This window comes from Ruoffia sp. FAM 26255 (assembly GCF_045528525.1).
In the GTDB taxonomy this organism is placed as follows: domain Bacteria; phylum Bacillota; class Bacilli; order Lactobacillales; family Aerococcaceae; genus Ruoffia; species Ruoffia tabacinasalis.
This window is the reverse complement of record NZ_JBGQQX010000017.1, coordinates 1-15,705: the sequence shown is the minus strand read 5'-3', so window position 1 is coordinate 15,705 and position 15,705 is coordinate 1. Positions and strand designations below refer to the sequence as shown.

11 protein-coding genes are annotated in these 15,705 nt (G+C 33.7%); all 11 read left to right on the top strand.

Annotated elements, in window-relative coordinates:
* The first annotated feature begins 145 nt into the window (after positions 1-145).
* The 11 genes from ACEN31_RS04940 (at position 146) to addA (ending at position 15,578) form a co-directional block, all read left to right on the top strand.
* Entirely contained in the window at positions 146-1,159 is a 1,014-nt protein-coding gene (locus ACEN31_RS04940) for an LLM class flavin-dependent oxidoreductase (protein ID WP_407090639.1), read from the top strand.
* Between the two features lie 422 nt (positions 1,160-1,581).
* The gene (locus ACEN31_RS04935) at positions 1,582-2,313 is read left to right on the top strand and encodes an amino acid ABC transporter ATP-binding protein (protein ID WP_407108791.1); all 732 of its coding nucleotides are present in this window, start codon (positions 1,582-1,584) and stop codon (positions 2,311-2,313) included.
* Positions 2,314-2,332: 19 nt separating this feature from the next.
* Positions 2,333-3,160, top strand: a complete 828-nt coding sequence (locus tag ACEN31_RS04930; protein WP_407108790.1) for a transporter substrate-binding domain-containing protein — start codon at positions 2,333-2,335, stop codon at positions 3,158-3,160.
* 86 nt (positions 3,161-3,246) lie between these two features.
* A complete protein-coding gene (locus ACEN31_RS04925) occupies positions 3,247-3,954 on the top strand; it encodes an amino acid ABC transporter permease (protein ID WP_407090642.1) in 708 nt (235 codons plus the stop codon).
* Between the two features lie 30 nt (positions 3,955-3,984).
* The gene (locus ACEN31_RS04920) at positions 3,985-4,629 is read left to right on the top strand and encodes an amino acid ABC transporter permease (protein WP_407108804.1); all 645 of its coding nucleotides are present in this window, start codon (positions 3,985-3,987) and stop codon (positions 4,627-4,629) included.
* 173 nt (positions 4,630-4,802) lie between these two features.
* On the top strand, positions 4,803-5,519 hold the full coding sequence (locus tag ACEN31_RS04915) for a tRNA (adenine(22)-N(1))-methyltransferase (protein ID WP_407108789.1): 717 nt from the start codon (positions 4,803-4,805) through the stop codon (positions 5,517-5,519).
* Positions 5,516-6,325, top strand: coding sequence for a Nif3-like dinuclear metal center hexameric protein (locus ACEN31_RS04910; protein WP_407108788.1), 810 nt, complete (start codon positions 5,516-5,518; stop codon positions 6,323-6,325). The genes ACEN31_RS04915 and ACEN31_RS04910 overlap by 4 nt, the downstream gene beginning before the upstream one ends.
* Positions 6,326-6,337: 12 nt before the next feature.
* Positions 6,338-7,570: a peptidase T gene (pepT, locus tag ACEN31_RS04905; RefSeq protein ID WP_407108787.1), complete on the top strand. Its 1,233-nt coding sequence runs from the start codon at positions 6,338-6,340 to the stop codon at positions 7,568-7,570.
* 20 nt (positions 7,571-7,590) lie between these two features.
* The gene (locus ACEN31_RS04900) at positions 7,591-7,950 is read left to right on the top strand and encodes a thioesterase family protein (protein ID WP_407108786.1); all 360 of its coding nucleotides are present in this window, start codon (positions 7,591-7,593) and stop codon (positions 7,948-7,950) included.
* Positions 7,951-8,059: 109 nt separating this feature from the next.
* Positions 8,060-11,665, top strand: a complete 3,606-nt coding sequence (locus ACEN31_RS04895; RefSeq protein ID WP_407108785.1) for a PD-(D/E)XK nuclease family protein — start codon at positions 8,060-8,062, stop codon at positions 11,663-11,665.
* Entirely contained in the window at positions 11,646-15,578 is a 3,933-nt protein-coding gene (gene addA, locus ACEN31_RS04890) for a helicase-exonuclease AddAB subunit AddA (protein WP_407108784.1), read from the top strand. The genes ACEN31_RS04895 and addA overlap by 20 nt, the downstream gene beginning before the upstream one ends.
* The last annotated feature ends 127 nt before the right edge of the window (positions 15,579-15,705 follow it).

The following is a 15,705-nucleotide window of genomic DNA, read 5'->3' as shown; positions in this document are numbered from 1 at the left end:
GTCATTATATCATAGTGCATATTATATGCTATAACAGACAAAATCATGATGTAGACTACTTTAAAGGTAATCACTATTAGAAAGATAATAATTATGATACCGTAATAATAATAAATTATAACAGTTATTTGAGAGGAGAAAATCATTGGTTAAATTAAGTGTATTAGATTATGCTCAAATTGATGAACTAAAAGATGCACAAACTGCGGTAAAAGAATCCACTGACTTAGCGAAAGTTGCAGAAAAATTAGGTTTTCATCGTTATTGGGTGGCTGAACATCATAATGTTCCAGCTTTTGCAAGTAGTTCCCCTGAAATGTTAATGATGCATATTGCTGATTCGACAAAGAGAATCCGAATTGGATCAGGAGGCGTGATGATACCTCATTACAGCCCATATAAAGTGGCGGAAAACTTTAGAATGTTAGAAGCATTTCATCCAAACCGTATTGATTTAGGTATCGGTAATTCTTTAGGAACTAATTTAGTTAACAAAGCATTAAATGAAACGAAAGAGCGAAAATTACCTTATAATCAAAGTATTCAAGATTTATATAAATACGTGACAGATACAAATGACATTGATCATCGTTTAAATGATATTACGGCCAATCCTAAAGTCGATACAGTGCCCCAGATGTTCCAGTTAACAACTAGTACTAGAGGTGCAAAAAACGCTGCTAAAAATGGACTTGGATTGACTTTTGGTTTATTTCCAAATGCAAGCAGTGATAAATTGAATGTTGGGAAAGAAGCGGCTGAAATATATAGAAGTGAATTTAAAGCATCAAAAGCAGTAGAGCAACCAATCGTCATGTTCTCGCCATTTGTCGTTGTAGCTGATACAGATGCAGAAGCAAAAGAACTTCAAAAAGCGTTAGATGTTTGGTTACTAGGTAAAAACCACTTTGATGAATTTAAGCAATTTCCATCAGTTGAAACGGCAAAGAATTATCAATTTACTCAAGAGGATTTAAAGAATGTACAAGCTAATCGTACAAGAATGGTTGTCGGAGATATTGATTCAGTTAAGGAACAATTGGATCATTTAGTAAATCAATTTCAAGCGGATGAAGTATTAATCATTCCATTATTGCCAAAAATCGAAAATCGAATCAAAGCTTTAGAGTTATTAGCAGATCGTTTTTCAATAAAATAAAATTAAAAATAAATAAGTAATTAAAAATTTCCATATTAAATATATGGAATTTTTTTTATTTTTTTTTAAAAAAAAGAAGCTTACATATTGTTGTAATAAATCATAAAATTATTAGGAAATATAACAATTCAGAAAAATAAGAGCAAGTATAAATTTTTTACTATGATTTAAATAAAGAATGAAATAGCTTTAGAATCAGTATTTAACGCAATTAAATAAAGAATTTTGAAACTTTTTATTATTGCAAGCCATGTTACATAATATGACATGACACGTATATTAAAACAGAAGAAAAACAGTTGAAAACTTGTGATAAATTAAAAATAACATTAAATAAAAGTAAAAATAATACTAGTTTTAATAAAACTTTTATGATAATCTTCTAATTAAGCTTTAATAGCTTTGAGAAAGGATGTGAAAAAATGATACATATGAAAGACGTCAATAAGTATTTCGGAGATAATCACGTACTAAAAAATATCAATCTGGATATTGAAGAGGGTGAGAAAGTAGTAATTATTGGGCCTTCTGGATCTGGAAAGAGTACATTAATACGTTGTATGAATCGTTTAGAAGAGGTCACTGATGGCGTCGCTGAAGTTTACAATGTTAATTTAACAAAGAAAAACGCACCGATTCAGAAAGTGCGACAAAAAGTTGCGATGGTGTTCCAAAACTTTAATTTATATTCTCATAAAACAATATTAGAGAATATAACTTTAGCACCCATCAAAGTTCAAAAGGTGGATAAAAAGCAGGCGGAAGAATCCGGAATGAAGTATTTAAGACGGGTTGGCCTAGAAGATAAAGCCCATGCTTATCCTGCTCAACTTTCTGGAGGTCAACAACAACGTGTCGCGATAGCGAGAGCATTAAATATGCATCCAGAGGTTATCTTATTTGACGAACCAACTTCAGCATTAGACCCAGAAATGATTCAAGAAGTGTTAGACGTAATGATCGATTTGTCACATTTAAATATTACTATGGTGGTTGTGACACATGAGATGGGCTTTGCCAGATCAGTTGCTGATCGTATTATTTTTATGGATAAAGGTTCAATAGTTGAAACGGGTACACCCGATGAATTCTTTTCTCAAACACAAAATCACCGTGCACAAGAATTTTTAAGTAAAATTATTAAACATGCTTAATCAAAAAGGAGAATAAACAATGAAAAACTGGAAAAATAAATTAGTTGCATTATCACTTTTAGGAACAGCCTTACTTGGAGGATTCGCTCCTAATACAGCTTTTGCTCAAGAAGAACTGCCAGCTCAAGTTCAAGCAATTAAAGATGCCGGTGTGTTTAGAGTAGGAATTAAAGAAGATGTACCTCATTTCGGCTTCTTAAACCCTGATACTAAAGAACATGAAGGATTTGAAATTGATTTAGCAAAACTTATCGCAGAAGAGATTACAGGCAGTGCAGATAATATTGAATTTACTGGTGTAACACCTAAAACACGTGGACCTTTATTAGATAACGGTGAAGTAGACGCAGTGATTGCGACATTTACAATTACACCGGAACGTAAGGAAACTTATAACTTCACTGAACCATATTTTGTTGATGAAGTTGGCTTTTTAGTTCGTACTGAGGATGGCATTACTGATTTTGCTGGTTTAGAAGGAAAAACAATTGGTGTTCCTCAAAGTGCAACAACGAAAGATTTAGTTCAAGCGGAAGCAGATGCTCAAGGTGTCACAGTTAAATTTAGTGAATTAGCTACTTATCCAGAATTAAAAACAGCCCTAACTTCTAAACGGATTGACGCTATGTCCGTTGATAAATCAATTTTAGCTGGATATGTTGATGATAATAACCAAATTTTAGATATTGGTTTTTCTCCACAAGAATATGGAATCGCAACGAAATTAAGTAATGATGAATTACACAATTATTTAAATGATTTACTTAACGGTTGGTTAGAAGACGGTACGTTAGCTGAATTACTTGAAACGAATGGCGTTGAAGCAACTAGTTCTGAAAGCGAATAATATATTTTAAAATCATAACCTAAAGTGTGTGACGTATTTTAATGCATATGTCACACATCTTTACGGTTAATAAGAGGAGGGAAAGCATGTCAGTGTTATCAGGTATCTCGTGGTTACAAGAAGGACCCTTTGCGTTGTATCGTTGGGGTGATCTATTTGAAGACATTCCCCTTTTCATGGAAGCCTTTATTTATACTATTGGGATTTCGATTTGTGCTTTAATATTCGCATTTCTATTAGGAACGATTTTAGGAATTAGTTCTTCATCAAGAAGTAAAGTACTTTCAATATTCACACGTATTTATGTAGAATTATTTCAAAATACACCTTTATTAATTCAAATATTCTTTGTTTATTATGGCTTGCCAATGGTAGGGATTGTTTTAGACACGTATATTATTGGTATTATTTGTGTAGGTCTTTATCATGCAGCATATATTGCGGAAGTTATAAGATCAGGTATTGGTTCGGTGGCAAAAGGACAAATGGAAGCAGCACTATCCCAAGGTTTTTCTTTTTGGGAAAGTATGTGGTTAATAGTTTTACCACAGGCTTTCAGGATTATGTTACCAGCGCTAACAAATCAAGTTGTAAACTTAATCAAAAACACTTCTGCTATTGCCATTATTTCTGGAGCAGATATTATGTTTACTGCTAATAGTTGGTCGTCGATGAATTTACATTACGTACCAGCCTTTGCATTTGCTGCCTTTTTATACTTCCTACTATGTTTCCCACTTACGCAATTATCTATTCGTTTAGAAGAGAAGAATAAGAAAGCTTACACTAGGTAGAGGAGGATCAGAATGAGTTTCATGGAACAAATGCAAGAATTATTTACAGTGAACAATATGGTTTTCCTTTTGGAGGGTTTATATCTTACGCTTTATATTTCTGTTATCGCTATATTTTTAAGTTCAATATTTGGAACGATACTCGCCATAATGCGTAATCAGGAAAGAGGATTATTAAAATGGATCGCAACGATCTATATTGAAATTGTTCGTAATGTACCGAATATCTTATGGATATTTGTAATATTTTTAATTTTCCGATTAAAATCTGTAGATGCAGGTATTGCAAGTTTTACTCTCTTTACGACAGCTGCCTTAGCTGAGATTATTCGAGGTGGATTAAATAGTGTCGCTAAAGGTGAGATTGAAGCAGCTGAATCACAAGGATTAGCAAGTTCGCAAATCATGTGGCATATTATACTTCCACAAGCGATTAGAAATATGTTACCCGCGATTATGTCACAATTCGTAACAGTGATAAAAGATACGAGTTTCCTATGGTCCGTACTCGCCTTACAAGAAATATTAGGTAAAGCGAATATACTGATGGGAAGATATACCGCAACTTCGCAAGTGTTTGTATTATATGGGTTGTTAGCTTTAATTTACTTTGTAGTAAATTTCACGATTTCACAAATTGCACAAAAAATAGCAAAGAATACTAGTAACAGATAAAACTAAGAGAAATACATATAATCAGAAGCGATTAGTCTCAGATACTAATCGCTTTTTTGATCTAAAAATTTTATGAATAAATATAAAAGATATGGCTAGTATAATTTACTTAATTAAATTGGTATTTAGTGATAAAATTAAAGTATTATCTATAAGAAGTTAAGAGGGAAAATATGAATTCAAATACATTATCAAAAAGACTCGATCGAGTCGCTCAATTCGTTGAAAAGCATGGAGACAATCCAATACGTTTAGCAGATATTGGAAGTGATCATGCTTATTTACCGTGTAATCTAGTATTAAACGATGCGATTGAATACGCCATCGCTGGAGAAGTTGTCCAAGGACCCTATCAGTCTGCTCAAAAAGAAGTGCGTCTACAAGGATTGAACGATTCCATTGATGTCCGTTTTGGAGACGGCTTTGATGTTGTTAATTTAAATGATTTAATTAACTTAGCGACGATATGCGGTATGGGGGGCATTTTGATTCGCAATATTCTTGAAGCAGGTGTGAATAAACTTGTATCAGGACATACATTAATTCTTCAACCAAATGTTGCTGAACCGCAACTCCGTTCGTGGTTAATCGAGAATCATTATCATATTATCGATGAGGATATTATCCAAGAACATAAACATAATTATGAAATAATTGTTGCTAGACATTTACCTGATGAAGAAAAGCAAGTATTAAATGACGAGGAATTATTATTTGGACCCATTAATTATCAAAAGCAGTCCAAAGAATTCTTTTCTAAATGGAAAAGTGAATTGGAAAGTACCGAGTATATTATTAATTCCATTAAACTTGCTACAAACGACAAGAATGATAAACTTGAAGAGTTGGAACAAAAATATCAACGCATTAAGGAAGTGTTAGAAAAATGAATAGGCAGTCGGTACGATTAAATGAATTAATGGATAACTTGAATAAATTATATCCAAGCGAATTGGCTGAAGAATGGGATCAAGTAGGTCTTCATTTTGGATATAAAGATGCCAATGTTAGCAAAGTAATGACAACCTTAGATGTTAGACCTGAAGTCGTGGAAGAAGCTTTGGAACTTAGTGTGGATACGATTATTGTTCACCATCCGATACTTTTTAACCCAATCAAACGTTTCGATAATTCAACGGCTGATTTAAGAATGTATACTGACCTTATTAAAAATGACATCAATGTCTTTGTCTTACATACTAATTTAGATAAAGCATTGAATGGGATGAACGATTGGTTAGCTAATGCTTTAAAACTTAACGACATTAAAGAGCTTGAGCCATCTGAAGACGGTTTAAGTGGCTTAGGGCGTGTGGGGAATTTGCTAGATACCTTTGTTCGTCAAGACTTAATTTCTTATATCAAAGATAAATTGAATGCGAACAATCTCACTTTAATAGAAAGAACACCAAAAGAGGCATATAATCGCGTCGCCATTGTTGGTGGGTCTTCCTTTGAATCACTATCAGCTGCTCTAGACGAGGAAGCGGATGTATTTATTACAGGTGACATTACTTTTCATAAAGGGCAAGACGCTTATGAATTTGATATACTTACCATTGATAGTGGTCATTACATTGAACACATATTCAAAGAGAAAATGGCTACAGTTATTAAAAACTTAGCTCAAGAGAATTTTTGGGATATTGAAGTCATTGAGAGCACTACAAACACAAATCCATTTATGTACGAATAGAAAGGTGATATTATGAGTATTTTTGAAAACACAAAAGAGAGATTAATTAGATATGCCAAGATAGATACACGTTCAGATGTATTTAGTGAGACAATTCCTTCAACAGAGAAACAATTTGATTTATTAAATCTATTAGTTGAAGAATTAAAAGAGATTGGCTTAGATGAGGTAGAACTTAATCCAAACAATGCCTTTGTCACAGCAACATTGCCAGCGAACACGTCAAAAGAAGTTCCTTCAATTGGTTTTATTGCTCACGTTGATACGGCAGATTTTAATTCTGTAAACGTACAACCAAAAGTGATTGAAAATTATGATGGACTCGCAATCACTTTAAACGCCGATGAAGATATCGTCATGGATCCGGTTGATTTTCCAAACTTAAATAATTACATTGGAGAAACATTAATTACAACAGATGGAACGACTTTACTTGGTGCGGATGATAAAGCAGGGATCGCTGAAATAATTACAGCAGTTGAATACCTAGTGAACCATCCAGAAATTGAACATGGTAAAGTGCGTGTTGCATTTGGACCAGATGAAGAGATTGGTCGTGGGGCTGATCACTTTGATGCTAAAGGTTTTGATGTTGATTTTGCCTATACAATGGACGGTGGTCCTGAAGGTGAATTAGAATATGAAAGTTTTAATGCTGCGGGCGCAACCGTTACAATTACTGGTAAAAACATCCACCCGGGTACTGCCAAAGGTAAGATGCTGAATGCAGTTACAGTTATGAAGGAATTTATGAATGAATTCCCAGAACTTGAAGTGCCAGAACACACAGAAGACCGAGAAGGGTTTTACCATATTTCTGACGTTGAGGGCTCTGTGGATAAAGCCGTTTTAAGAATGATTATTCGCGATCACGATCGCAAATTATTTGAAGATCGTAAAGCATTCGTTCAATCCGCTGTGAACAAAATTAATGATAACTATCCATCTAAACCCTTAGAACTTGAGATGGAAGATCAATATTACAATATGGGTGAAATTATTGAAAAAGATATGACACCCGTTGAATTAGCCCAAAATGCTATGGAAACATTAGATATCCAACCAAGAATCTATCCAATTCGTGGAGGAACTGATGGGTCTAAAATTAGTTTCATGGGAATACCTACACCTAATATCTTCGCCGGTGGAGAAAATATGCATGGTCGATTCGAGTTTGTTTCAGTAGAAACAATGGAAAAAGCCGCAAATGTCATTATTAAAATTGTTGAACTAAACGCAAAATAATCTTAAGGGGTAATTAGATAATGAAGACTTTGACCAAAGAATTCACAGTACAAGCTGATGTTACAGCAGCCTCTGTTGGATCAGGTGACTTAGAAGTTTTATCATCACCGAGTATAATGGCCTGGATGGAAAATGTTTCTTATGAATTATGTCAAAATCACTCTGACAATGACGAAACAACGGTTGGAATTGAGTTTTTTATGAAACACCTAGCGCCAACAGCCGTTGGGAAATTGGTTCGCATTACAGCTAAAATAATAGAACAAAATAAATCTATATTGACACTTTCACTTGAAGCTATGGTTGATGGGAAATTAATTGCCTCGGCTGATCATAAAAGAGCGAAAGTAAACAAAGAAAGATTTTTAGAAAAATTATAATAATTATTGAAGAAACGGAAATTATACCAGGTATTTTGGTTATATTTCCGTCTTTTCTTAGATTAAATGAGATTAAAGCGACAGAATAGTTTATTGAAAGGAGTAAAGAATGGGATTACAAATTATAACTGGAGATCTTTCAGTAAATAAAAAAAGTGTTATTATTGAAAAATTATTACATATTCTTGAAACGAATCCGAATGCAACGATTTATTATATTGTTCCTGACCATTTGAAATTTGATATGGAGACATTTGTCCTAAATACCATCGAAGAAGTTAAAGGACAGAAAGAAGCAGCGATGATGTCATTACAAGTGGTTAGTTTCACGCGACTCGCCTGGTTTATGATTCGCCCCCAAAGCCCTAACAAACAGTCAATATCTGATGTTGGTTTAACGATGATCATTAGACAATTGCTTAGTGAATTAAAAGATGACCTCATTGTATTAAGAGGTCAAATTAATCATCAAGGTTTTATTGATAAGCTATTATCATTATTTAATGAGCTTATCGAAGGTAATATTACGCCCGAAGATTTATCACGCATAACTACGGATACACATATTGATGTTTCAGATATGAGTGAAGGCATACCTAATTTAGAACAACAAAAAATTGTCGAGATTCAACTAATTTATACGAAATTTATTGAGAAAATTGATCTTTTAGATGTTTCACAATATAGCACTTTAGAACAATTAGAAGCCTATATTAAAAGTGAGGGGCAATTAGCGGACCATTACGCGGTTATTGATCATTATTATTATTTTAATGCACAGCAGATGAGCCTTTTAATGCAATTATCAGCCACTTTCAGTGATGTATGGCTCACATTACCTATTACACATTCACTAGCCAATAGCCAAACGTTTCAGCCGATATTGGATACAATTCGCTATACATACCATCAAGTAAAGGCGTTAGCACAATTCAATCAAATAAAAGTGTTACCGGATTGGGACATTAATCAGCCACTTCATACAATCGGAACTGATTTACTAACGGCTGCGAAATTATTTAAAGATATTCAAGAAATAGGGACGAGTATAGAAGATGAGAAAACGAAGTATTTAAGTCCACCAATTGAAATTTGGCAGGCGGATACCATTCAAACGGAGTTACGTCATGTAAGTAACCAAATTCACCATTTAGTAGCTACTGAGGGTTACCGATATCAAGACATTGTTGTTATGACACGTGAATTTGAAAGATATCAAGTGATAGCAAAACCGTATTTTGATGCGAACGATATACCTATTTTTATCGATAATGTTGCTAAGATGAATCAGCATCCTTTTGTTCTATTACTTGAAAGCTTATTGAATTTAAAACTTTATAATTGGAAATACGATGATGTGATGGGCTTCTTGAAGTCAGGTTTAATTATTCCTAAATTTCTAAAAGACACACCAATAGAGCAACAAGAGAAGATTAAAGACCAAGAAGTAAATTACTTTGAAAACATTATTTTAGCTAATGGTTATTTTGGTTACCGTTTAATTCAACCAAATTTTACCTGGCATTTTGAAGATGAATCCAAACTTGTTCAAGACGGTGATCGTACAACTCACTATACAATGAAAGAACTTGCTGAGAGATGGAGACAATGGATAATTTCTGACGTCAGCCAAGCCTTTAAAGCTTGGGAAAGTCCTATGACGGGCCAAAAGGCTGGAGCATGGCTCTATCAATTGATGCTTGATTTAGGCGTTCGTGATGAGTTTGTTAAACAACGCGATATTTCTATCGATACGGGTGAAGTAGAATCTTCTCGCCGAGATGAGCAAGTGTGGCAAGTATTCGTCGATCTATTAGATGAGTTTAATGAGATTTATCAGGACCAAACCATTTCATATGCTTTATTTGTTGAGTTATTAATCGCTGGTTTATGTGAATCAAGTTACCATATAATCCCTGCAACACTCGATCAAGTTACGTTAACGAGTGTCGAAAGTCCGCAGGTACAGCCATTTAAGATTGCTTTCTATATTGGTATGGACGACAAAACCTTACCGCTGAATCGACCAACCTATTCTTTATTAGATGAAGCATCTAGAGAGTTACTTCAAAAAGATTTACTCCCTCATCAATACTTAATGAAGCTTAACGAACAACAATATAGCCAAGAATTATTATTAGCGTACCAATTATTACTGAACGCTTCCGAACGAATTTACTTTAGCTATGCTACGAGTGTAAATAATCAAAGTATGCAATTAAGTCCATATATCATGCAAATAGTGAAACAATTGAAACTACCAAGTTACATATTTACGCACGATTTAGTTTCTGAATTGGAACATCTTCACCCAAGTACTTTTGGAAAATATAGTATGGAACAAAATTTATTACTACAATTATCACATTACCTCACTCAAGATGAAGGTCTACTTAATAATCTGCATAAACAAGTATTTTTAGTTATGGATGACTATGATGGCGAAGAGAAAGAAACGCGTCAATCCATCGAAGCGATTGTTGAAGCAGTGGCGAAATTCAATGAATTACCAACTAATATCGCTCCAGAAATTGCGATTCAATTATTTGGTAAAGATATCAACGCTTCAGTTTCAAAAATTGAACAATATTTCCAAGATCCTTTTAGCCATTTCTTATTACATGGTTTAAAGATAAAAGAAAGAAAATTATTTGAACTTGATTATGCACGGTCTGGGGATTATTTCCATGACTTTTTAGATTCATTTACTAGACTATTAATTGATGAGAAATTAGATTTAAGACAAGTTGATATGAGCAATTTAAAGCAATTATTTAACCAAGTCAAAGGAAAATTAGAACAAGACGAACGATTTAATATTATGTTTAGTCATTCGAAGTTTAATGCGATTAAAACGCAAATGGACGAGCAACTGTTTCGTTTTATAAAATTTAGTCAAGCACAACAAAAACGAACGAAGATGACTTCAATTCAATCTGAAGCAGTATTTGGAATTTCACCATCCCCTGACCAATTAAAAGGATTCATTTACCCATTAAATAGTGGCGGACATCTAAGTATTAGCGGGAAGATTGACCGGGTTGATACAGCTAAAACTTCAAACAATACTTTTATACAAATTGTCGATTATAAATCAGGTAAAAAGGAATTTAATGTAGTTGATACGTATTATGGGCTCGATTTACAAGTATTAACTTATTTAAGCGTTGCTTTAAGCAATTACTCAGATACAAAGGCTTTCGGTGCATTTTACCAACCATTAATTCACTCCTACACAGCTTTTAAAGAGGCATCGCTGCCAGAATCTTTAGAAGCTATGGAAGAGTTACAATTATCTGAGAATACCTTTAATGGTTTTGTCAGTGTTGATGAAGAACAATTAACCTATATTGATTCAAGTATAGAAGTAACGAATAATAGTCTTATTTATCCTGTGAAGTTTAAAAAAGGTGGACTTTACAATGCCTACAGTCGAGTATTTACGGAAGAAGAGTTAGATATCCTCTTAAAATACGTCCACATGAAATTTAAACAAGCAGCGAATCAAATTCAAAATGGTGTGATTGAATTAAAACCATTCAAAGAAAATCAATACACGACATCATTACAACCGGAATACCGGGTAATAAGTGGGTTTGATTCAACTGAAAATTATCAGGCATACCGTGAAAAGACAATTAATAAAAAGAATATCATACAAGAAATGTTATTAGAATTGGACGAAAGTGGGGAAGATGAAGAAGATGATGAATAAGATAGAACCTAAACCGCTTAATTCGAATTTTAACGATGAACAATGGGAAGCAATCCAACATAAGGGAAGTAATATCCTTGTTTCAGCTTCCGCCGGTTCAGGAAAAACGACAGTATTAATTGAACGGATTTTTAATCATATATTGCAAGGATTTGCGAATGTTGATGAGCTTTTAGTCGTTACCTTTACCGAAGCTGCAGCGAATGAAATGAAAGAAAGAATGGAGAGCAGATTAAAAGACGCAGTGAACGAAACACTGAATCCTGAGGAACAAAGACGATTAACACACCAATTATCTCTTTTACCTAAGGCAAATATTCAAACACTGCATTCATTCTGTCTAGAAATCATCCAAAATTTCTTTTATTTAATCGATTTTAACCCTAATTTCTCTTTAGTGACGGATCAGACGCAAGTACAGTTAATTTATCAAGATGTCTGGGATGACATGATTGCTTCAATCCATGATTCAAATTCTGAAATTGAAGATATTTCGCCTGAAATTTACCAATCACTTTTAGCGCGATACGGAAGTGTGCGTTCCGATGAAGCATTATTTGATACGATCATCGATATTTATAAATTTGCCCGCTCACAAACGAATCCAACTTTATGGTTAGAAGATGCAAATAACGCAAGTGCTAACTTTGAAGCATTTAAAGATAGTTTATTATATAAACAAACAATTAAATTTGTGCTTGAAACCAATAGCCTACAAGCCATTAAATTACTAGAAACAGCGACAAATTTACTGCATTCACTTTCTGACGAGGGCGTTTCTAAGTATGAGCCAATCATTCAAGAAGACTTACAACAAGCAAATTTTTTATTTGAATTGTCGAGAGAAGATAAACTTGAGGATTTATTCTCACAAGCGAGTTCAATTCAATTTGGCAAATGGAAAGCAAATAAGAAATCTTCCGAAGACTATGAAATAGTGGCTGAACTCAAAGAATTACGAGATGAAGCAAAAGACATTATCACTAAAAACATAGTGCCAATCTTTACTTATGAATATAAGTTAACTGAAAAAGTGGAACAAGAGCAGGGAAACATTATTTATTCCTTATCTCAATTAGCTAAACTATTTATGGACCGATTAGCTGAACATAAAACATCGATAAATATGATTGATTATAATGATTTAGAACATCTCGCCTTAGATATTTTAGCGCCATTAAACCAAGAAAATGAACAAAGACAAGTCAGTTCAGCTGCAATGTTTTATCATGATAAATTTAAAGAAATAATGATTGATGAGTACCAAGATATTAATGATATCCAAAATGACATTTTATACTTTTTATCACATGAGACACGAACTGAATTAAACGATAACTTATTTATGGTAGGGGACGTAAAGCAATCGATTTATGGTTTTAGAATGGCAGAGCCGAGTTTATTTTTAAATCGGTATTTAAACTATGCAAATTCTAGCGAAGATAAGCTCATTATCTTAGATAAAAATTACCGTTCAAGAGATGAAATACTGCAATTTACAAACTTCGTATTTGAGCGGGTGATGGATTCAGAATTTGGTGAGATGAATTATGGAAAAGCAGAATCACTTACAACTGGGAATAAATCTTTTGAACCAGCAGCGCCACATGAAGACTTTAATATTCAACTACTCTTATATGAAAAAGAAAATCAAGAGAGTGAAGAAATCGATGAGGCAGTCAGTGATGAGATTGCATTAGCAGATACTTCATTAGAAGCTGAAAGCCATATTATCGCTCAAGATATTCGAAATAAAGTAGCAGAAGGTTACTTAGTCTATGATAAGAAGTTGAAAAAACAACGGCCAGTGACTTTTTCGGATTTTGTTATTTTAACGCCAACTCGAAAGCCTTTCTTAATTGCACAACGAATCTTAGAAAGTTATGATGTACCGATTTATGCTCAAAAAGTTGAGAATTATTTTCAAAGACAAGAAGTTCAATTAATGTTAGCGTTATTAAAACTAATCGACAATCCTTTACAAGATATCCCATTAGTTGCGATATTACGATCATATTTTGTTCAATTAGATGATGAAGCCTTAAGTAAGATTAGGATTCATTCTCCCGATGGCTTGTTCTATGAAGCAGTCATTGGTTACTTAAATGACCCAGAAATCCAAGAGAGTAATAAAGATATCCATCAGAAATTGAGTAACTTCTTCAAGCAATTGACACATTGGAACGCCTTGTCAAAACGCATTTCCTTAGTGGATTTAATTTGGACGATTTACCAAGAAACATCTTTCCTAGATTATGTAGCAGGTTTAAATAACGGAGTCCAACGCGAGGCGAACTTACATGCCTTGTACGAGAAAGCATTGGAATTTGAGCAAAGCCAATATAAAGGCGTCTTTGGCTTTATTCGCTACATTGAGAAAGTAATGCAACAACAAAATGACTTAGCAGAGCCAGTTTTACTCGATGGGGAACAAAATTTTGTGAGACTGATGACTGTACATGCTAGTAAAGGTTTAGAGTTTCCAATTGTATATCTAATGGATACAGCTAAAAAATTCAATTTACAAGACGCAAGGTCGAAATCATACATCGCTTCAAAACACTTTGGGATTAGTTCTGATTACTATGACTTTGAAAACCGTATTAAATTTGAATCCTTTACAAAACAAGCATTTAAGATTGAAAAGGAAAATATGTTAAAAGCGGAAGAAATGCGTAAATTATACGTAGCCTTAACGAGATGTGAGCAAAAGCTCATGATTGTTGGAACGATTAAAAATGAAGAAGAGTGGCATACTAAACAAGAAGCGACGCAAGATAAAAGTAATCATGAGACATTAATGGTTCCTTTACAGGAGCGCCAAAGTGCTTCAAGTTGGTTAGATTGGATTAGACAAGCCATCGCTAAAGGTCAAACTGATTCCGATTTAGCTGAATTTAATCTATCGCAAATCAATATTGAGTTTATCGATTTACAAAGCATTGCAGATTTACAAATTCAATATCAAATACCAGTAAATTACTCAAAGAAACCCAATTTAGCTAAGCAAATTGGACGTCTTGACGTCAATGATTTAAGTGATCAAAGCGTCTATAATCATATGAATCAGTTATTTAATTATAACTACACATATGAATTAGCGACGAATACCTCAAGTTATCAATCTGTATCTGAATTGAAACGCTTATACGAAGAACCGCGTATCGATAAAATTGCTTATTTCGAAGACCGTAGTGGTAACTCGAACGAAAGCCAAAATGTTGAAGAACACGAAAGCTCTTCGTCTATTCAAGGAATTCGCTATACTGAAGATACGTTTGAACCACCTAAATTCATAGATAACTTAGAAACCAAACCAAATTATGCTGAAATAGGGAGCGCAACACACTTCTTATTACAACAGTTAGACTTTTCGATTTTGGGAGAGAAAAATCAAACGCAATTAAAAGAAATATTAATTAAAACTAGCCAATCTCTCGTTGAAACGAAACACATTAGTAAACAATTGGCCGAATTAATCAACTATGATAGTGTCATCACTTTTATTCAAAGTGAATTAGGACAGTTAACGATTGAACATGCAGATCGAGTTAAAAAGGAACAAGCATTTTCTTATTTAGCTCCAGCATTAAAATTATTTGAAAATAATATTGCAGCAGAGAACATGAAAGAATTGTCTGAAGATCAGTTGCTAATTCATGGGGTTATCGATAACTTTATTGAATTTGATGAAGATATCGTCATCTATGACTACAAAACGGATCGCTATAAACCTTATGCCAATATGACAAAAGAAAAACAAATTGAACAAATTGTAAATAAATATCGTTTCCAAATTAGTTTGTATTCAAAAGCACTGACAATTGCTTACAACAAACCAATTAGGCAAGCATATATAGTACTATTGGATTTTGGGATATCCATTCCAATCGATACAATGTATCAACTTTAAGAATCGAGTAGGAGACTAGCCATTATTTGACTAGTCGACCTCTCACACCACCGTGCGTACGGCGGTTCAATACCTTGCGTAAGCAGACTCTACCAATTCGCTTAGTGGAACTAAGCCCCATTGGTGG